Here is a 19,642-nt window from a genome sequence, read left to right as displayed (position 1 = left end):
TGGGTAGTCGGCTACACGCGCTCCAGGCGTGGTTCAGCTCGCGAGGCCGAGCAGGCTCTTCGCCAAGATGTTTCGTTGAATCTCGTTAGTGCCGCCGTAGATAGTCGTGGGGCGCGCTTGAATGAAGATCCCGGCCGGATGGAGCTCCGGGTCGTCCCGAAAAGGCTCAAGCAGGCCCGAATCCTGGCCGGCGATTTCGAGCCCCACCTCACTGATGCGCTGATACAGCTCGGACTGGAATATCTTCAGCATCGAGACCTCAGCGCCGAGCGTCTCACCGCGCCTCAGTCGCTCTGCGAAGCGTGAATAGAGCGCCTTGTGGCATTCCAGATCCATGCGCAGAGCGGTGAACCGATCGGCAAATACAGGCTCGCCCCACAGTCCCAACGCCTTGGCCAGACGCGCCAGTCGCTCCAATGCAAAGGTGGATTGCTTGGGAGAGCCGAGAAAGATGCGCTCGAAGCCCAGCAAGGCCTTGGCCATGTCCCAGCCCTTGTTGGCTTCCCCGACGAGGTGGTCCTGCGGCACACGCACGTCGTTGAAGAAGACCTCGCTGAACTCGCCGTGCAGCTCCAGGTTGAGGATTGGACGAACCTCGATGCCGGGGCTGTCCATCGGAACCAGAATGAAGCTGATGCCTTGCTGGGGCTTGGCGCCGCGCTCTGTCCGCGCCAACAGAAAGATCCAGTTTGCGTCCGTGCCCATGGTCGTCCAGGTTTTCTGGCCGTTGATGATCCAGTGACCATCACGCAGCACCGCTTCGGTACGCAGGCTGGCCAGGTCCGAGCCGGCATTAGGCTCGCTATAGCCCTGGCACCAGATGTCTTCACCACTGAGGATCCGCGGCAGGAAACGCGCCCGCTGCGCCTCGGTCCCGTATCGAATGAGCAGCGGCCCCAGCATGGTGATGCCGCTGTCTGGCAGGCGAGCGCAACCGTAGCCTTCCATCTCTTCGATCATGATGAGCTGCTTGCCGGTGCTCAGCCCCATCCCGCCGTACTGCACGGGCCAGCCAGGACACAGCCACCCTTGTCGTGACAACGCGCGATACCAGCCCTGGGTCTCTGCTCGGCCGAGCCGGCGCGGCGGGTTGCGAATCTCGTCGGGATAATTTGCTGCAATCCACTGGCGGACGGTCTGACGAAACGAGTCGTCATCCATCGCGTTGTAGTCAGTCATGTCACTGTCCTCTAAAAGTGGGCGCGCGCTTGGCCAGAAACGCGGCCTTGCCTTCGGCATGGTCCGCACTCAGAAAGAGCTGGCTTTGAAGCTCGCCTTCACGCTCCAAAAGAAGATCCATCCCATCCGCGAGCAGTGTTTTGGTCATGGCTAACGGCAGGGGTGCCTGGTGTTCAACGTTGGCTGCTCGTTCGAGCGCTATGTCGAGGGCCTTGCCCTCGTCACACACCACATCCACCAGGCCTATCCGATAGGCTTCCGATGCATCGACGACGTCGCCAAACATCAGCAGCTGCTTGGCCCGACCAACGCCAATGCGGGCAGGCAGGCTGTGCAGCAGCCCGAGATCGGGGAGCAGCCCCACCTTTCCGAACGAAGCTGCAAAACGTGCTGTGCGACTGCAGACCAGGCTGTCGCACGCCAGAGCAAGCGAGAGTCCGGCGCCGACAGCCCAGCCTTCGATAGCGGCTATCAAGGGCTTGCCCATGTGCGTCATCTGCCGCACCAGGCGAGCGTTTTGCTGCATTCGCGCTCGCCCTTCCGACAGATTGCCGACATTCATACCGCTGAGGTCGCCCCCCGCGCAGAAGACTTCAGCCGACCCGGCAATCACCACGCTACGGATCGCAGCATCGCGGTCGGCATCTTCCAAAGCGGCAAGCAGCGCTACGCGCATCGGCAGCGACATCGCGTTGCGCCGCGCCGGGTTGTTCAGGCACAGCGTGCGCACGGTTCCGTTGGTGCTCTGAAGCAGAAGATCGCTCATAACGCGCCCTCGGACTCGAGCAATCTGAAGTACCGGCGCTTGTGAAAGGAGACCGACCCATGCGCATTGAGCAGCACCATGGCCCGGCGCAGGAACAGGCCGATATCGGCTTCATCCGTGTAGCCAATGCCCCCATGCAACTGGATCGCCTGACGCGTGACGAGCATTGCGGCTTCCGCCGCCTTGACCTTGGCCGTGGAAACCAAGCGCTCGTATTCCATTGGCGATTCATGGGCGTCGACTGCCCTTGCCGCCTCGCTGACCATCGCACGAGCCAGTTCAACCTGGATCTTGAGATCGACCATACGGTGCTGAAGCGCCTGGAACCCGCCAATCGGCCGGCCGAACTGGCGGCGTACGTTCAGGTATTCGCGGGTACGCTCTAACGCTGCATCCATCAGCCCAACCAGATAAGCGGCGCAGCCCAGGGCAGCTTTATCAAGCGCCGCGGGTGGCGCGTCGATCTGGCGCGCCGGTGAACCGCGAAACCGCAAATGGGCAAGGTGGCCACCGTCCTGTGTCGGTTCTTCAATTACGTCAACGCCCTCCGCTGAGCGATGCACCATGGCCAGGCCTGAATCACAGGCGACCAGCCAGGCATCGGCGGCGCCTCCGAGAACAACATGCCGGACCGTACCGGTCAGCCGACCGTCAGAGAGCGAAGGCAGCGCCTCTTTCGACTCGAACATGATCCCGGCTGGCAGCACCAGAAGCTCACCCGAAAGCAGCGCTTCACGCTCCTTGGCTGGCAGTAACGGCGCGACCAAACCCGCTTCGATCAACGGCTCAGGCAAGAGGCCCTGCCCCAGCTCCTCGAGCAGTGCCACGTATTCCGCCATGCCGAGACCACTGCCACCCAGCTCCTCAGCCAGACACAACCCAGGCCAACCCATTGAGCACACCTGCGACCATGTATCCCGGTCTACGGCTTGCTTCGCAAAGCGCTGCTGCCGGACCCGGGTTAGCCCGCCGTCTCGCGGAACCAGGGACGCTGCGCTGTTGCGTATGAGCTGCAGGCGCTCATCTCGCTCACGAGCGATTTCAGCTATGTCGGTCATGGTTGTGCTCCCTTTTCATGTGGTTCTTGCGCCTGGCGATATTTGAAGCTGCCTGCGCCAGTCGCGATCAGAGTGCCCGCCTCGTCGAAAATCTCCGCTGCGCAAAAGCACAGCGTCCGGGTACGCCGAATCACGCGACCGACTGCATTGAGCTCGCTTCGTGATGCCCCCATGAAGTGGGTCGACATTTCGATGGTCACCATGGAACTGGCGGGCGTGAACGCCCGAATGGCGCCAGCCATGGCTGCATCGAGTACCGTCATCAGCACGCCGCCGTGGAAGTGGTCCAGGTAATTCATCAACTCGGGACGATGCTTGAGGCGAATCCGTACGACGTCTCCATCGACCCAGCGCTCCAGCCCAAGGAATTCCTGAAACGTGTAACGCCCGGTTGGAAAAGGGCCGCTGTTGGCGGCGAGGTCTGCCGCTACGCGAGCCGGTTCGACAGAACGGTCCGAGCTTTCGCGGGCGACATCGCCGGTGCCTGGAGCAACGGCTGAGTCGCCTGACGCCGGGCTGTCGCTGAGAGAAAGATGTTCAACGCTCATTGTTCTTGTTCTCTGAGTGAGTGGTTTGAAGTCCGCTTGGCTCAGTGCGACTGACTCGCCAGGCCGACATGCCCATTGCTCAGCACCACAACGTCTCGCTCAACCGCGCGAGCCCGAAAGGAGCCGTCGTTCCACATCTCGGTTCGGATCGTTTCGCCTGGAAAAACCGGCGCTGAAAAACGCACGGTCAACGAACGTATGCGGGCGGATTGATAACTGGCCAGTTCGCTCAGCAGGGCATGAAACGCCACGCCCAACGTGCACAGTCCATGAAGGATTGGCCGTTGAAAGCCGCCTTTCAAAGCAAAGTCAGGGTCGGCATGCAACGGGTTGTCGTCGCCATTGAGGCGGTAGTAGAGCGCCTGCTCTGGCCGGGTAGCCAAATCGACCGAACGATCCGGCTCGCGCTCGGGGAGCACATGGGCTGTCGGCACCGGGCCACTGAGCGTGCCGCAACCGCCATCGCCACGTAAAAAGGTAGTGCTCGACGTTACGGCTATCAGCTCGTCGCGCACCGGGTCGATGAGCTCCTTGTCGCTGTAGAGCAATGCGCCCTTGCCTGGGCCCTTGTCGACGATTCCGGTAACCCTTGTACGCCCGATCACTTCACCTTCCGTTGGCAGCTGGCGATGCCACTCGACACGTTGCTCGCCAAGTACCAGGCGTGTCGCATCAACGCCGGTGTCGGGCTTGCCAAGCCAGAAGCCCGGATAAGCCGCGACGACGGCCATCAACGGAAGCGCCTGAAAACCCGGACGATTGAAATCCACGAAGTCCAGCGACTGGCGATCCAACGGGTCGATACCAAGCCCTACCGAAAGCGCGTACAACGCCGTGCTGTGACGGTCCAGATGATGTCTAACGTCTGGAATCGGGTAGCGCAGGAGCCGTTCAGGATCTAGCGGCATCGGCCACCTCCGTCGTCTCGATCACGGCGTCCGCAGCAAACGCGCCCTGGCCTGTCGGCAGCGCGAAAACCGGGTTCAGATCAACTGACTGCAGGCGGACACCAGCACGACAGGCGAAGACCGACAGTTCGGACAGCATTTTGGCCAACGCGTCGATATCAACAGGCGCCCTGCCCCGGGCACCCAGTAGCAACGGCGCTCCCTTGATGGACAAGATGAGTTCACGAGCGCCTGCGACGTCGAAGGGGCAGCGGCGAAACGCCAGGTCCTTGAGAACTTCTACAAAAATCCCGCCAAGACCAAACACGGCGACGGGTCCAAAAAGAGGGTCTCGTTTGATGCCCATGAAACACTCGACGCCGGATATCTGGCGAGCCACCAGCACCCCATCCAGCCTGGCGTCAGGCGCCCGCTCCCGACCACGGGCCATCAGGGTTTCAAAGCCATCGCGTACCGCGGCTGCCCCCATGACATTCAGCAGCACGCCACCAATCTCTGATTTGTGCGGAATATCGGCGGAAGCAATCTTCATAACAACGGGAAAACCGATTTCAGCGGCGTAGCGCTCGGCTTGGCCGGCGTCGCTGACTACACGCTCCGGTACGGATGCGATGCCGAAATCGCTGAGAAGGGTCTTAGCGCAGGCCTCGCTTATCGCGCCGTTGGGCAGTTCGATAGGCTCGAAGGTTTGCGGCTCCGGCAACGGTCGGGCAAATGCATCGCCAAGACGCCCCATCGCAGCGATCGCAGTGACCGCCTCGGTAGGGTCTTCGAACAACACGAAGCCTGCTTCCTCATAGGGGGCGACTTGCTCCTCATCCCCGATGAGCGAGATAACGAACAAGCGCTCCGGGTGCGCTTGTTTGACGGTCTTGAACGCCTCGCACAGTCGCGGCGCGATCGATGGAACAGTGCCGGCCTGGCTGAAAAACGCGAGCACCGACGCGTAGCCGCCGTCCGTGATCAAGCTTTCGGTGAACTGGCTCGCCAGCGCCAGATCATTCAGCACATGAGCGGTGAAATCCACAGGATTGATCGGTGAACTGAAAGGCAGAAGCTCTTTGAGCCGGGCCTGCGACGCTTCGGGCATCGATGGCATGGGCAGCCCGATATCCTCGGCGGCATCACTGACGATAATGCCGGCTCCGCCACTGATCGTGACCATTCCGAGGCTGTTATTCACCGGATAGATCCGGCGTGTCGCCGCATAAGCGATATTCAGCAGTTCGGCACTGCTGTTGGTTCTGATAACCGCATAGTCGGCCAGGATGGCGTCAAAGACCTTGTCATCACCTACAAGCGCCGCGGTATGTGAAAGCGCCGCTCTTTGCCCCAGCGAGCTTCGCCCCACTTTCTGCAGAATGATCGGCTTGCGGGCCCGGTGCGCCACTTCCAGCGCAGCAATGAAGCTGTCTACATCTCGCACCGACTCGGCATAAGCTGTGACGACATCTATGTCTGGGTTCTCCACGAGCCAGCCAATCGACTCGCCCAGGGTAATGTCGCACTCATTGCCGGTGGCGACCATGATGGGCGTGCCGAGCCCGCGCGCCCGGGCCAATCCGAGCAGATGCGCGCCGTAAGCCCCCGACTGTGAGGCAATGCCGATGCGGCCCGGCAGCGGAAAGCCACGCTCCAAGCCAGATGCGAAGGTGCCGTAATATCCATGGTTCGCGTTGAATACGCCGGCCGTGTTGGGGCCGAGCAAACGCATGTTCCAACGACGGGCCGCGTCAACCAGCGCCGCTTGCAGCTCGACCCCCTCCCCCCCGACTTCGCTGAACCCCGAGGAGAAAATCAGTGCGCTGCGCGCTCCTTTCGCCCCTAACGCCTCGATGGTCGCAAGCACCTGCGCAGCCGGCACCGCCACAATCGCCGTATCCGGTGCCTCTGGCAGGTCATCGACATGCCCGAATGCGGGGATGCCCTGCACCTGCTCGCGTTTGGGATTGACGGGCATCAGCCGCCCGCTGAACCCTTGACGCAACATGTAGGAAATGGGCCGCCCGCCGATTCGCGTAGGATCGGTCGATGCGCCAACCACGGCCACCGAGCGAGGCTGTAGTAGCGACGTCAGGCTATCGAAGCGCATCCCGGACGCTTGGTTCTTGCTCTCTTGCATTGCCTTTCACGCCTTTGCTGAGTGTGGAGTTAAAGCGCCGCGGCGCTTCCGAGAACAGCTGTTACCTGGCTGGATAACGTTCCGCCATTTCCGTGCAGCAAGGCGATGTCAGCCTTGTCCAGCTGTCTGGCCCCTGCCTGCCGACGGATCTGCCTGACCGCCTCGATAATCAGGAACATTCCATACATGCCGGGATGGACACACGACAGGCCACCGCCATTGGTATTCACGGCCAGCTCCCCGCCCGGTGCGATGCGTCCTCCGCGGACGAACTGACCGGCCTCGCCTTTGGGGCAGAAGCCGAGGTCTTCCAGAAACAGCAACGTATTAAGGGTGAACGCGTCGTAGAGCATCACCAGATCAATGTCGGCATGCGCTACGTTCGCGGCAGCCATTGCCCGGGGACCGCTCTCCGAAGCAGCAGTCACGGTCAGATCCGGCATCGCCACGATCGACCGGTGCCATTGGGCACCTGCCGCCCCCATGAAGTAGACCGGTGACTGCGGGAGATCCCGCGCTCGATCGGCGCGCACCATTACGCAGGCGCCGCCTCCGTCGGTGACCAGGCAACAGTCGGCTGCGCTGAGTGGGTCGCTGATCATTCGAGAGCTGAGCACGTCTTCGATGCTCAGCGGGCCCTGCGCAAATGCTTCCGGATTCAGATTGGCCCAGCCACGCGCCGCCACGGCAACCTCGGCAAGGTCTTCACGGGTGACGCCGTATTGGTGCATGTAACGGCTGGCCGCCAAGGCATAGGCGGTGATCGGATGGCGAGGCTTGTAAGGCGTCTCGTGCCACTGCGGCTCGCTCATCGACACCAGGCGCCCGCCAGCGGTCCGCTGGTTCGAGCCGTAACAGATCAGCGCGGCGTTGCAGAGTCCGGCCTCTAGCGCCAGCGTGGCTTGAAGGAGATGCATCTCAAAGCTCGACCCTCCTACGTTCGTGCCATCGAAGAAGGAAGGTCGGATGCCGAGATACTCCGCCACCGACAGCGTCGGGAAGGCATGCGAGCTCGTCGCAGCGAAGATCCCGTCAATGTCGCCAAGACTCAGCCCGGCATCGGCGATGGCCGCTAACGACGCCTGGCCAAGTAACTCGATTGCCGAGAACCCCGGCGCAGCCCCGATTCCAGCGGAGCCAATTCCAACGATGGCGGTTTTACCGCGAAGTGTGCTCATGCCGTTTCCCCCGCTAGCGGTCGGAAAACAACAGCCGGAGCGTCGTCGAGGATCATAATTTCAGCCTTCACGCGAGTACCGATTGGCGCGGACTCGCAGCCTTCAAGCCGCGTCATCATCCGCACGCCTTCATCAAGAGTTACCAGCGCAACGTTATGATTGCCCTGGCGTGATCGGTTCACGGTAATCGCATAAACCGTACCCAGACCGCTGGCCTCCACCCATTCGAGATCGGTCTCACCGGTAACGGGTATTGCCACGCGCGGATAGAACACGTACTTACCGCTAGAACGACTGCGCTGAAGCATGAATCGGCCCTCAGCGAGAAAGGATAGATAGCGTGCTTCGGGGCCAACTTCGCCGGAAGCTGTGAGCGGACCTATCATGGCCGTCCTCCAGATTGTTGTTATTCGGAGCGATGCCCCTACTATGTCGCCGTGAAAAATCCAAGGCGCCGTATGCAAGACTCGAAATTCAGCATACATTCCGAATACTGAATGTCAATCCGAATAGTGAATATGGAAACAGTAGATAGCGATACTCAAAAAAACCGCCCCGGCAGCAAGGACGTAGGCGCCGTCGTCAATGCAATCCAGATCCTGCGCCATCTCGCCCACAGCGCCGATGCTGAGGGGGTCGCGACAATCGCTCGCGCAACTGGGATCAGCGCAAGCACCACGTTCAACATCCTGCGAACGCTGACGAACGAACAATTGGTGTCTTTTGACGGGACCAATAAGTCCTACCGACTAGGACTTGGCCTCTCGGAGCTAGCGGTTAGCTTCATCGGCTATAGCTATACCGACCTGATTCAGCCCGAACTCGAGCGCCTGAGCCTGAATCATCGAATCCTTGTGGTCCTCTGGCAGGTGACCGGGGATAACCACATCATGGCCATGTCGCGTGCGATACCAAACTCAGCGCATGTTGATGTTCGGCTGAACTCGCGGCTACCGGAACTCATCGGCGCCGGCGGCCGCTGCATCGCGGGTTTACGAAATCTCCCGAAAGACGAGCTCCGCCGGCGATTCGCACGCCTGCACTGGGAGAACCCACCTCCGTTCGCAACCTATGCCAAAGATGCTAGGACGTCGCTCGATACCGGCTGGGCCATCGACGAGGGCAATCTCTATAGAGGGGTGAGCCTGGTGGCCAGCGCGATTGCCGACCAACACGACCAGCCCCGTTTTGTGATTTCAGGCATTGGGATCGAGGCGCAGCACACGCGAGCGGAACTGGAAATTATGGGGGAAGCCCTGAATCAAACCGCACGCTTTATCAGCAGAGCACTGTTCCCTAGCAAACCTGCGAAGCGTGAACAGTATTCCGAATGATGAATAGCATTCCGCAGCCGATCATCAATCAGACCGGAGCTTGGAACTGACTCAGTAAATCAATCGACAGGCACCTACCAAGCCCCACAATCGGAAGGCGGCCCCGATCCGTTGCGAATGATGAATTCGTTTACAGTGCGTACCGCATTATGACAGGAGTGAACTCAGATGCTGCCAAGTGCTGGCCGATCATCTGTGACAAACGCATACCAGCCGAGCCGCCACTCAATCATTACCGTCGCAAACCCCGCTTGCTACGTCGGCGAGCTAATGCTTACGAGCGGTCGCTATAGCGGCCAGTAACGAATGCAAGATGACTCGCCAGCTTTCAGGTGTCGTCATAACGTTACCCTCACTACAGAAACTTAAGCATGGCAGCTCCTCTTGGGGCTGCTCACTACCTCTGCCGCGCCGCTACTGGCTGGACCTTAATACGCAAGGACGTTTGGGCCGTTGGAAACACGCAGCCCATGATGGCGCCTATGGTAGTAGCCAACATATACACGTCAGCACAGGCTGATAGGCGCGCGGTTGCTTTTTGACCTCAGCCGGATGCCAACCGCGCCGCAATGAAGTCCACGAAGGCCTTGATCTTCGGCAGCGGTTGACGACTAGAGGGCCACAGAATGCTGAGCGTACGTCGGTCCTGGATATAGCTATCCAACAACGGGACCAAACGTTGTTGCTCGATGGCCTCAGCCACGATGAAGTCCGGCAGGCACGCAATGCCCTGCCCGGCTTCAGCCATCGCCAGCAGGGGGTCCACCGCATTGGTGACGGCGGTCTGCGGGAGATCCAGGTTCAGGTATTTGTCGTCGACGAACAGTGGCCATGCGTCCAGCTTGCCGCTAGACGGGTAGCGGTAGTGAAGGCAGGCGTGCGCTGCCAGGTCCGCAGGAACCGTGGGCGTGCCACGATGCTCGAGATAGTTCGGCGTGGCGACCAGCCGGTGGCTGAAGCCATTGAGCCTGCGCATCATCAAGCGTGAGTCCTGAACTTCGCCGATGCGCATCACTGCATCGAAGCCTTCTTCGATCACATTTACCAGGCGGTCGCTGAAATCCAACTCCAGCTCTACCGCGGGATACGCCTGTTGGAAGGCTATGAGATGCGGCATCAAGCGCATGCCTAGTTGCGGCAAGCTGATGCGTAGCTTGCCCTGTGGATTGCCGGCTGCTTGTGTCAGTTCGCGCTCCGCCACTTCTAACTCGGCAAAGATGCGGTGACAGCGCTCCAGGAATAACGCGCCCTCGGCGGTAAGGGTGATTGCCCGAGTTGAGCGATGGAAAAGCCGCACCCCAAGGCGCTCCTCAAGACGGGTTACGGCCTTTCCGATTGCCGATGAAGACACCTCCAAGCGTCGCCCCGCCTCGGTGAAGCTGCGCGCATCGGCGGCGTGAACAAAAGCGGACAGCGCACCAAGCTGGTCCATTTTGGCACTCATGGATTACATCCTTCTGCTCCTTAATGTTCGGAATTCTAGCTTATTTTTCTTTTGTTTCCGGACGCCTATAGTCCCCGGCATCCCGATCCGCGGCCGCATTGCCGTGGGTCGCTCGTTCTTTTTGCGAGGTCTTCATGCCGCTCACCGCCTCCTATCCAGCATTACCCAAGGAGCTTGCCGATCACCGCGGGTATGCCCGCGTGTTCCAACCTGGGCATCTCACTTTCGGTTTTATCGCACCAGTGGAAAGCTACCCCGACAGCCCCGGCCCCACCCTGGCGAACCATGGCACCGTGGCGCGCAAAGTCGACCAGGCCGGCTTTTCGGCCATCTGGCTGCGGGACGTGCCGTTCTACGATCCCAACTTCGGTGACGTCGGCCAGATAATCGACCCTATGGTGTACGCCGGTTACCTGGCCGCCATCACGGAAAACATCGCCATCGGCACCGCCGGCATCGTTCTTCCGCTGCGCGACCCTTTGATTGTCGCCAAGCAAGCCGCCAGCGTGGACCAGTTACTGGGTGGCCGTTTCATTCTCGGCCTGGCCACCGGCGATCGACCGATCGAATACCCGGCATTCGGCAGTGACTTCGATAACCGCGCCGAGCGCTTCCGCGATGCCCTGGCGGTGGTGCGTGCCGCCACCGAGCGCGCCTGGCCCGTTCATGGCTCGGCCTACTACGGTGAACTAACCGGCAACCTGGATCTGGTACCGAAGCCAGCGGCACCGCGCCTGCCGACGGTGTTGTGGGCATGGCGGGCCAGACCATGGATTGGATCGCACAGAACACCGACGGCGTGCTGTGGTACCTCACCGATCCGGCGAAGATTCCCGACATCGTCAACCGCTGGCACCTGGCAAGCCAGGGGCAACCCTTCAAGCCCTACGGCTACGGCACCTTCTTCGATCTGGACGCCGACCCTGACCTACCCCTGCAACCCGGCCGCGTGATGCGAGCCGGGCGCAACACCCTGATCGACCTGTGGCGTCGCCAGCAGGATCAGGGCGTCGCGCATGTAGCCTTGAACTTCAAGCCGCAGCGCCGCCCCGCCTCAGAGGTCATCGACGAGATGGGCGAGTACATCCTGCCGCATTTCCCCAGCCTGGCGCCGTCCCTGACGCCCCCATCCGCACAACGGAGTCGTTGACATGCCACACGCAGCTCACGCCATGGATTTCATTTTCCAGACCAAGCTCGGCACCTACCCACTGGCGGTACAGTGCGAAATGCTCGCCGAACTTGGGTACCAGGGCATGACCGTTTCGTCCTGGAGCCCGGAGCTCAAAGAGCTGCCCAAAGTTAAATCAGATTGGGGGCTCGATGTCGGCGGCATTTATGCGATCTACCGCCAGGGACTGGAGGACTGGTTGATCACCCTGTTCGAGTCCATCGAAGGCTGCAGCACGAACGAACTGGCCCTGCATTCGGGCGACAAGGTTCAGCAACAGGATGTCCGAATGCTCGAGCGCTTGCTTCCGATCTGCGAGCGTCGCGACCTGCAAATCGCGCTGTACCCCCATATCCGCTACGGCATGCAGACTACTACCGAAGCGGTGCAGCTGTGCGAGCTCTTCAACCACCCGCGCCTGGGCATTGTGTTCAATGGCTATCACTGGTTCGCCAACCAGGAAGGCGAGCTGGAGCAGCGTCTGGACGCACTTTGGCCCTGGCTTAAACGGGTAAACATCGCCGGCTGCCGGCTCTCGCCGTTGGGCTGGGGTGGCGCGGCGACCATCGAGCCGCTTGATGAGGGTGAAATGGACAACTTCGTGTTGATGGGCGCGCTCGAACGTCGCGGCTATACAGGGCATGTAGGTTTCCTCGGCTGGGAAAGCATGGGCGGCGATGTGCATGGCAATCTCCATCGCTCGCTCACCGCCTTCCGTTCCATGGAGCAGCGCCTGGTGCGCAATCCTCATTGGGCGCTAATGACGGATTTCCCCCGTTGAAGCCGCAGTAATGGATGAGCCGATGAGAAACCCAATCCATGCCCTGGACTCGTTCTTCTACACGTCCATGGGCGTCTATAGCTTCCAGGCCCAGTGCGAGATGGTCGCGGAGGTTGGATACGACGCCATTACCGTTGCGGCCTGGGGCGGGCAACCGCTTACCGACCTATCGCAACTGAAGCACGTCAAAGCGAAACACGGCCTGGATATCGCTGCGCTGTACCTGGTGCTGCATGAAGGGCGCAACGATGATTTGGTTCGGCGGCTCGTCGCGTCGGTCGACGGCGTGGAGCTCATCGAGCTGGCGGTGCAAAACCTCGGTCAACGGCGTGCCGGCGATTTTGAAGGTGATCGACAGCTTGTTGCCTATCGTCGAACGCCGCGGTCTGCGCTTGGCCCTCTATCCGCACCGCAACCACGTCACGCAAACCACCTCTCAGGTCGTGGAGCTGTGCAACTACTACAGCCATCCGCAGCTGGGCGCAGTGTTCAACGGCTACCACTGGTACGCCAGCCAGGAAGGTGATTTGCAGGGCCGGCTGGATGCCATGCGTCCTTGGCTCATGCAGGTCACCACGTCGGGTTCGGCGCTCTCGCCGCTAGGTTGGGGCGACGTGGCCACCATGGAGCCGCCCGATCGGGGCGAGCTGGATAATTTCGCCCTGCTGAGCGCTTTGTCACGCATGGGCTACGCCGGACGAATCGGCGTGCTCGGCTGGGATTACGGCGGCGACGTTTACCTGAAATTGCAACGTTCCCTACAGGCCATGCGCGGTATCCAGCAGCGCCTGGAAACTCACCCAAGCTGGGCGAACCTCCCGCTTAACCGTTAACCCTGCGCGCCGCTGCGGTTGACGCAGCGCTCGCGCTTTATCGAACTGGAGTTCCTATGACTGCACTGTCCGTGCTTGATCTAATGATGATCGGCGAAGGCAAAAGCTTTGCCGATACCCTTGATGGCGCTCGTCAACTGGCGCTCCATGTTGAACAGCATGGCTACAACCGCTACTGGATAGCCGAGCACCATGATCTGCCGGGCATCGGTTCGATGGCCACACCGCTGATCATTCAACACCTGGCGGCGGCAACCAGCGCGCTGCGCGTAGGCGCTGGCGGCGTAATGCTGCCCAATCATTCACCACTGATCGTGGCCGAACAGTTTGGCACCTTGCACACGTTATTCCCCGGCCGCATCGACCTTGGCGTCGGTCGTGCCCCAGGCAGTGGCGGGCCGACCGTACGCGCCATTCGCGGTATCAGCCAGGAGCGGGACTTCCCTCAGGATGTACAGCGAGTACTTGATTACCTGGAGGACAACGGCAAGGAACCGGTACGCGCGCTGCCTGGCCAGCATGATGTGCCGGTCTGGGTATTGGGCTCCAGCCTGCAAGGCGCCGATCTGGCTGCCCGAATGGGCCTGCCGTACGCCTTTGCCTCACACTTCGCCCCTCAGATGCTGATGCGCGCACTGGCGCATTACCGGGAAAATTTCCGCCCTTCCGTTTACCTGGACAAGCCCTACGCGATGGCAGGGGTCAACGTGATTGCGGCCGATACCCGCGCCGAGGCGCATTACCTGGCCAGCTCCCATCAACAGTGGGTGGTTGAGCTTCACGCCGGTCGCCCAGCGCTTCTACCGGTTCCAGAGGAAGGTTACCTGGCACAGATCACTCACAGGGATCGGCAGGGACTGGATCAGGCCATGGCGTATACCGCTATCGGTGACAAGCAGGAGGTGGGTGCGTGGCTGCGGGAGTTCATCTCCACCACTGGCGTGGACGAACTGATGATTGATGCGCGCATCTACGATCCGGTTGCGCGTTGCCGCTCCTATCAACTTGCCGCCGAATCGATAGAGGACCTGCTGACTCGCTGACAGCTCTGCGGAGGGCGCACTGAGGTCGCTCTCCGCAGCCAGCACGTGGCAATGCGTCAGAGGATATCGTCTACCACCCCTCCATCGACACGCAGCGCAGCGCCGCTGGTGGCTGAAGCTTGGGTGGAGCAGACATAAACCACCATGTTGGCGACTTCGTCTACGGTTGCCGCGCGCTGTATCAACGAAGTCGGACGGTGGCTCATCACGAACTCCGCCGCGACGGCCTCCAAAGTTTTTCCGGATCGGGCGCGCTCTTCCTCAAGCATGTCGGCCAGCCCGTCCGAGAGCGTGGGTCCTGGCAACACACTGTTGACCGTCACACCGCTACCCGCCACGCGCTTGGCCAAACCGCGAGACAACGACAATTGAGCAGTCTTCGATACGCCGTAATGAACCATATCGGCAGGCACATTGCGGGCTGACTCAGAGGAGATAAACACCACCCTGCCCCAACCCCGTTTGACCATAGCCGGCACCAGCGCGCGGCTGAGGCGCACGCCCGACATCACATTGGTCTGCCAGTAGTCATCCCAGCAATCGTCATCGGCCTCGAAGAAATCTGCCAAACCATAAATACCGGCGTTGTTGACCAAGATATCTACCGTTGGCAGCGCTGCGATGAGAGCGTCCGCGCCCTGGGCATTGCCAAGATCCGCAGCGATACCGCTGAGTTTTGCCTGTGGTGCAGCTTCGCGCAGGCGCGCCAAAGCTTTTTCCACTGAGCTGTCGCTACGGCCGTTGATGATGATCTCGGCGCCCGCCAGCGCCAGACCTTTCGCAATGGCAAAGCCAATGCCACCTGTAGAGGCGGTAATCAGTGCGGTCTTGCCAGAAAGATTGATGTGCATACTCGCTCCCTATAACGCCGGCTCTCGCCGGGTAGGTCGATTTGGCCTATCTATAAATTTGAAGCCCCAGCCACTGGCTATGGGAAACACGGCCTCAGCTACGGGTAAAGCCATCGAATGAATTCATGTAGACCGCTCCGAAAGCGTCCAGGTGCTTACTGGTAGGCTCGTCCGGAGTGCCATAAACCAGAAGGCTGGTGATCGTTACTAGCTCGAGAAACTTCTCGCCGAAAGGTGCGAAGGTCTCTTCGATATGGCTTACAACCGCGTCCGCTCGGTAACGCTCGATGATGTGCACAACTGTGTGGTCGTCATTGACGCTGTACTCGTACATTAGGGTGCCAGGCTCTTTGCTCGTCGCTGCGACGATTTTAGTAACCAGCTGCTTGAACTCTTGGAATCTCTCGGGTGCCAGGCTGAGGGTAAAAATGTTGATGACTTCGTCTTTCATGGTCTGTCCTCACGTCGTGAAAAAAGCTGACGCTACGCTTGGAATACGAGAGCGCCGCTAGGTTGGACATCATGCTAAGGTAGAGCCCCACGTCGATAAACAGCCTGCAAATCACATATAGGTAGCATTTCAAGCTACCAGGAAATTGCAATGACCTCAGAAGACTCGTTCAGCGGCATCCACATTTTCCTAGCTACTGCTCGTTCTGCGACGTTCACCGAGGCAGCCGAGCGTCTGGGCCTCTCCAAGTCCGCGGTGGGAAAGGCGATCGCCCGCTTGGAGGCGAGAGTGGGTGCTAGCTTGTTTTATCGGTCGACGAGACGACTCTCCCTCTCCCCCGACGGCGAAGCCTACTTCACGGTATGGTCCGCGGCGCTGGAGGAGATCAAGGCCACCGAGAGCAACCTCGGCAACAGGCTCGGCGTACCGGCCGGGCGTCTGCGCGTAGATTTACCGGTTGCCTTCGGTAAGCAGGTGGTATTGCCGGTTCTGCTGGAGATGAGCAAGCGCTTCCCGCAATTGCAGCTGACTCTGACCTTCAGCGACCAACTGGTGGACTTGACCGACGAAGGCATCGATCTAGCCATTCGCTTTGGCAGCGTCGACAGCGTTCCTGGATTAGTCGCCAGACGGCTTACCGCACACCGGTGGGTGACCTGTGCATCGCCGGGCTACCTCGAAGAAAATGGCACGCCGTTGACATTGGAAGACGTGGCTGAGCATCGCGCTATCGTAGGGTATCGCCGCGGAAGTCTGATGCCGTGGAAAATGAGTCGTGGGGGGCAGGCGGTGAAGTTCTCGCCCCCACCGACATACCAGTTTGACGATGCGGAAGCCATGATCGAGGCTACTCGAGCGGGCCTCGGGATCTGCCAGATGCCGTTATGCCTGTTTGAAAAAGATATCGAAGCGCGCGCAGTTTTGCCGCTGCTCGAATCGTTCGAGCCTACCCCCGTAGAGGTCCATGCCTTGTGGTCGAAAAGTAATCACCTGCGGCCAAAAATCCGTTATCTGGTTGATGAGCTGCTGAAACTACATGGCCACACTTACTCGCCATAGCCGCGCTCAACCGATAAAAACGGGCTGGTTTTAACCGATGCCGGCGGGCTATCCCTATGAGTCCCGGCGCACTGCCTGCTCAGCATTGTGGATTCAACCGGTCGACGCAACAGCGTGGTTAAAACACTCGACGGGAGTCGAGTACCCCAAGGTCTTTCTGGGTCGTTCGTTCAGCTGCCGAGCGACTTGATCCAGCTCATCCTGTGAGTAGAGCGAGAGGTCAGTTCCCTTCGGGAAGTACTGCCGTAGCAGGCCGTTGGTATTTTCATTCGTCCCGCGCTGCCAAGGATTCTGCGGATCACAGAAATAGACTTGGATGTCCGTCGCCAGGGTGAAGCGCTTGTGGCCAGCCATCTCTTTGCCTCGATCCCAGGTCAGGGATCGGTATAGCTCTTGAGGCAGTCGCTGAGCATTTTCGATCAGCGCATTCACCACTGTCTCGGTGTCCTTTCCTTCCACCTTTACCAGCATTACGTAACGGCTACGGCGCTCCACCAGCGTGGCAATCTGACTGTTCTTGCTGCCACACAACAAATCACCTTCCCAGTGCCCTGGTACAGCACGATCTTCAGCCACGGCTGGCCGCTCGCTGATGGAAAGCGTGTCGCTGATACGGCCGTGGTTTTCGGTCTTCTGGGTGTGGTGACGCAAGCGGCGCATGGCACGGCTGCGGCGCAGATGCTCCAGTAACTCCTTTTTCAGCGCGCCACGGGCTTGGATGAAAAGGCTGCGGTAGATAGTCTCGTGTGACACCTGATAGGTCGCGTCCGGGTAAGTACGCTTCAACCAGCCAGCGATCTGTTCGGGCGACCACTGGATCTGAAGCTTCTCCGCAACAAGCTGCGCTAACTTGGGGAACTGGGCAAGCCTGCAGCGCTTAGGGCGACGGGCCCGCTCCCATGCCGCCTGTTCAGCTTGGTTGGCGCGGTAAGACCGACGACCACCGTTACGGTTGATCTCGCGACTTACGGTGGATGGCGCGCGCTCTAGGCGCAGCGCGATTTGCCGAATCGACTGGCCCACTGCAAGTGCGCGCGAAATCTCCTCGCGCTCAGTCTGAGTTAGCGCCAACCTGGAACGTCGTCGCGCAACTGGGCGAATGCCTCCCGTCTCAGCGAGAATCCGCTGGATCGAGGAATGGTTTCGATCAAACAACTGCGCAATGTGTTGGAGCGAATCACCTGCCTTCCAGCGATCCCACATCAGCGCCTTCTGGCTTTCGGTGTAGTAGATCCGAGGTCTTTGCTTCATCTGCAACACCCTCCTGCTTACGCAAGATTTAGTGTGTTGCGTTCACCGGTTGAATCCACAATCCAGAGCAGCCACTGGATGACGGGTCAGCAATAAAATAGCGCCTATGCACACCACCAGCGTCAGCGCTGAAAGCAGCATTGCGTTCAACATGCCTTTAGCGAAGCTCTCAGCGTCGGTAGTGGCAATCATAGTGCCGAATACCGCCACTCCAATGACCCCGCCGAGTTGCCTGGCAGAAGCCATTAGACCGGACGCAATCCCCGCATCGTGCCTAGTGACCGCAGCCAACATCGAGTTTGTGATAGACGGGACTGAGCATGCGCTGCCTATTCCGACCAGCATCAGCGCGCCGTTGAGTATCCAAAACGACGGTTGTGTACCGATCTGCGAGAGCGCGAGGAAGCCAATGACCTGAATAATGAAACCGGTGATGATGATGCGCCGCGCGCTGATTGTCCGAGCAATCCGCGACGACATCAGGGTCGACAGCGTCAGCACCGCGGTCAAAGGAACGAACGACAATCCGGTTTTGAAGGCATCGTAGTGAAGTATCGTTTGGAAATAGATACTGAAAACGAACACCGTGCCGTAGAACGTCAGATTGATCACCGCTCCGGCCAACGACATGCTCACCAATACTCTGTTTTTGGCGAGGTGCGCGGGCAGCATTGGCGCTTTTACGTGTCGCTCAACAAGCACGAACACCAGCAGGAAAAACGCTGCGCCTACTAGCGACGATAAGGTTAGCGCCGTCCAGCCTTGGCCACTGGATTCGGTTAATGCGTAGGTCAGGGCTGCCAGGCTTACTGCGATGCTCACCTGGCCGCCTGCATCAACTTTTTTGTCCATACGAGGCGATGCAGGTGCATAGCGGCTAATCAGGACAATTGCCAAAATCCCTATGGGCACATTGATCAAAAAAACGCTGCGCCAACCTAGAAAATCGATCAGCAGGCCACCGATTACTGGACCAGCTGCTAAGGCGATCCCCCCGCAAGCGCCCCACAGGGCAACCGCTGATCTTCGATGGTCAGGATTAGCGAAGGACAAGCGAATGAGCGTGAGCGAGGTTGGAACCAGGAAGGCGGCCCCCACCCCCTGCAGCATTCTCATGGCGACGAGCATCGTCATGCTATCGGATAGGCCGCAACCGATAGACCCCAGGGTGAACGTTGCAAAGCCTGCGGTGAAAGTGGATTTGGCTCCCATTTATCACCGCAAGCGCCGCCAAGAATAAGCAGAGCGGAAAAGATCAACGCATAGCTATTGATGACCCACTGCAATCCGGTGAGGTCAGTACCGAACGCCTCTTTAAGGGCGCCCAACCCCACATTCACTACGCTGACATCAAGCTGAACCACAAGAAAGCCAAGGCAACAGGCGACCAGAATTGGTGTCAGTGACGAGCTTCTTAATGGCATGGGGCTATCTACTGGAGCGGCAAAGGACCCCAAACGAGGGGTGCGGGGAAGCAGGCGTACACCATGCTAACCAAGTAGAACCAAGCGAAAAACGCACCTGGGTTCTCCAGTAGGTAGAAATCAGCGCTACGGTCACCGCAGTCATGCCGCATATAAGGCTCGAATTCTAAACTGCCTGCATAAGCCAGGCATTACGGCAGACATCTTCAATGTTCCAATTCTAGGAACAGTTTGTTGAGTT

General features: G+C 59.7%; 17 protein-coding genes and 2 pseudogenes. 6 read left to right on the top strand and 13 right to left on the bottom strand.

Annotated elements, in window-relative coordinates; translation table 11 throughout:
- Window positions 1–33: 33 nt before the first annotated feature.
- The 8 genes and pseudogenes from AAGW23_RS10600 to AAGW23_RS10565 form a co-directional block, all read right to left on the bottom strand.
- Window positions 34–1,179, bottom strand: a complete 1,146-nt coding sequence (locus tag AAGW23_RS10600; protein ID WP_342406444.1) for an acyl-CoA dehydrogenase family protein — start codon at window positions 1,177–1,179, stop codon at window positions 34–36.
- A 1-nt stretch (window position 1,180) separates the two neighbouring features.
- Window positions 1,181–1,945 (bottom strand): enoyl-CoA hydratase/isomerase family protein, encoded by a 765-nt coding sequence (locus AAGW23_RS10595; RefSeq protein WP_342406443.1) that lies wholly within the window; start codon window positions 1,943–1,945, stop codon window positions 1,181–1,183.
- Window positions 1,942–3,003, bottom strand: a complete 1,062-nt coding sequence (locus AAGW23_RS10590; protein ID WP_342406442.1) for an acyl-CoA dehydrogenase family protein — start codon at window positions 3,001–3,003, stop codon at window positions 1,942–1,944. The genes AAGW23_RS10595 and AAGW23_RS10590 overlap by 4 nt, the downstream gene beginning before the upstream one ends.
- Window positions 3,000–3,383: pseudogene (locus AAGW23_RS10585) on the bottom strand (PaaI family thioesterase); the annotation flags it as partial. The gene AAGW23_RS10590 and the pseudogene AAGW23_RS10585, both read right to left, overlap by 4 nt.
- Before the next feature lie 209 nt (window positions 3,384–3,592).
- Window positions 3,593–4,459 carry a MaoC/PaaZ C-terminal domain-containing protein gene (locus tag AAGW23_RS10580; protein WP_342406440.1) on the bottom strand — a complete coding sequence of 289 codons (867 nt, stop codon included), beginning with the start codon at window positions 4,457–4,459 and terminating at the stop codon, window positions 3,593–3,595.
- A complete protein-coding gene (locus tag AAGW23_RS10575) occupies window positions 4,443–6,581 on the bottom strand; it encodes an acetate--CoA ligase family protein (RefSeq protein ID WP_342406439.1) in 2,139 nt (712 codons plus the stop codon). Before AAGW23_RS10575 ends, AAGW23_RS10580 begins: the two co-directional genes overlap by 17 nt.
- A 29-nt stretch (window positions 6,582–6,610) precedes the next feature.
- Window positions 6,611–7,759 carry a thiolase gene (locus AAGW23_RS10570; RefSeq protein ID WP_342406438.1) on the bottom strand — a complete coding sequence of 383 codons (1,149 nt, stop codon included), beginning with the start codon at window positions 7,757–7,759 and terminating at the stop codon, window positions 6,611–6,613.
- On the bottom strand, window positions 7,756–8,145 hold the full coding sequence (locus AAGW23_RS10565; protein ID WP_158188577.1) for a Zn-ribbon domain-containing OB-fold protein: 390 nt from the start codon (window positions 8,143–8,145) through the stop codon (window positions 7,756–7,758). The genes AAGW23_RS10570 and AAGW23_RS10565 overlap by 4 nt, the downstream gene beginning before the upstream one ends.
- A 132-nt stretch (window positions 8,146–8,277) precedes the next feature.
- Between AAGW23_RS10565 and AAGW23_RS10560 the strand changes: the two genes are divergently transcribed.
- Window positions 8,278–9,093 carry an IclR family transcriptional regulator gene (locus AAGW23_RS10560; protein WP_158188578.1) on the top strand — a complete coding sequence of 272 codons (816 nt, stop codon included), beginning with the start codon at window positions 8,278–8,280 and terminating at the stop codon, window positions 9,091–9,093.
- 544 nt (window positions 9,094–9,637) lie between these two features.
- On the opposite strand, the gene AAGW23_RS10555 is transcribed toward AAGW23_RS10560, so the two are convergent.
- Window positions 9,638–10,525: a LysR family transcriptional regulator gene (locus tag AAGW23_RS10555; protein WP_158190117.1), complete on the bottom strand. Its 888-nt coding sequence runs from the start codon at window positions 10,523–10,525 to the stop codon at window positions 9,638–9,640.
- A gap of 146 nt (window positions 10,526–10,671) precedes the next feature.
- Here AAGW23_RS10555 and AAGW23_RS10550 point away from each other — a divergent pair.
- The 4 genes and pseudogenes from AAGW23_RS10550 (at window position 10,672) to AAGW23_RS10535 (ending at window position 14,365) form a co-directional block, all read left to right on the top strand.
- Window positions 10,672–11,687 (top strand): annotated as a pseudogene (locus AAGW23_RS10550) (LLM class oxidoreductase).
- A 1-nt stretch (window position 11,688) separates the two neighbouring features.
- A complete protein-coding gene (locus AAGW23_RS10545; protein ID WP_342406437.1) occupies window positions 11,689–12,489 on the top strand; it encodes a sugar phosphate isomerase/epimerase family protein in 801 nt (266 codons plus the stop codon).
- A gap of 329 nt (window positions 12,490–12,818) precedes the next feature.
- Window positions 12,819–13,322, top strand: coding sequence for a TIM barrel protein (locus tag AAGW23_RS10540; protein ID WP_342406436.1), 504 nt, complete (start codon window positions 12,819–12,821; stop codon window positions 13,320–13,322).
- Window positions 13,323–13,378: 56 nt separating this feature from the next.
- The gene (locus tag AAGW23_RS10535) at window positions 13,379–14,365 is read left to right on the top strand and encodes an LLM class flavin-dependent oxidoreductase (protein ID WP_158188582.1); all 987 of its coding nucleotides are present in this window, start codon (window positions 13,379–13,381) and stop codon (window positions 14,363–14,365) included.
- A 56-nt stretch (window positions 14,366–14,421) separates the two neighbouring features.
- Here AAGW23_RS10535 and AAGW23_RS10530 read toward each other — a convergent pair whose 3' ends face one another.
- Window positions 14,422–15,216, bottom strand: coding sequence for an SDR family oxidoreductase (locus tag AAGW23_RS10530; RefSeq protein ID WP_342406435.1), 795 nt, complete (start codon window positions 15,214–15,216; stop codon window positions 14,422–14,424).
- A 94-nt stretch (window positions 15,217–15,310) separates the two neighbouring features.
- Entirely contained in the window at window positions 15,311–15,667 is a 357-nt protein-coding gene (locus AAGW23_RS10525) for a putative quinol monooxygenase (protein WP_342406433.1), read from the bottom strand.
- Window positions 15,668–15,817: 150 nt separating this feature from the next.
- On the opposite strand from AAGW23_RS10525, the gene AAGW23_RS10520 reads away from it, so the two are divergent.
- Window positions 15,818–16,726 carry a LysR substrate-binding domain-containing protein gene (locus AAGW23_RS10520; protein WP_342406432.1) on the top strand — a complete coding sequence of 303 codons (909 nt, stop codon included), beginning with the start codon at window positions 15,818–15,820 and terminating at the stop codon, window positions 16,724–16,726.
- A 93-nt stretch (window positions 16,727–16,819) separates the two neighbouring features.
- Here the strand turns inward: AAGW23_RS10520 and AAGW23_RS10515 are convergent, their stop codons facing one another.
- Window positions 16,820–17,977 carry an IS30 family transposase gene (locus tag AAGW23_RS10515; RefSeq protein WP_342406431.1) on the bottom strand — a complete coding sequence of 386 codons (1,158 nt, stop codon included), beginning with the start codon at window positions 17,975–17,977 and terminating at the stop codon, window positions 16,820–16,822.
- A gap of 42 nt (window positions 17,978–18,019) precedes the next feature.
- A complete protein-coding gene (locus AAGW23_RS10510; protein ID WP_342406429.1) occupies window positions 18,020–19,189 on the bottom strand; it encodes an MFS transporter in 1,170 nt (389 codons plus the stop codon).
- Window positions 19,190–19,642: the final 453 nt, after the last annotated feature.

Source organism: Stutzerimonas chloritidismutans (genome assembly GCF_038562055.1).
Lineage (GTDB): Bacteria > Pseudomonadota > Gammaproteobacteria > Pseudomonadales > Pseudomonadaceae > Stutzerimonas > Stutzerimonas chloritidismutans_A.
The sequence above is the reverse complement of the archived record's forward strand: the minus strand, read 5'-3'. Positions and strand labels throughout refer to the sequence as shown.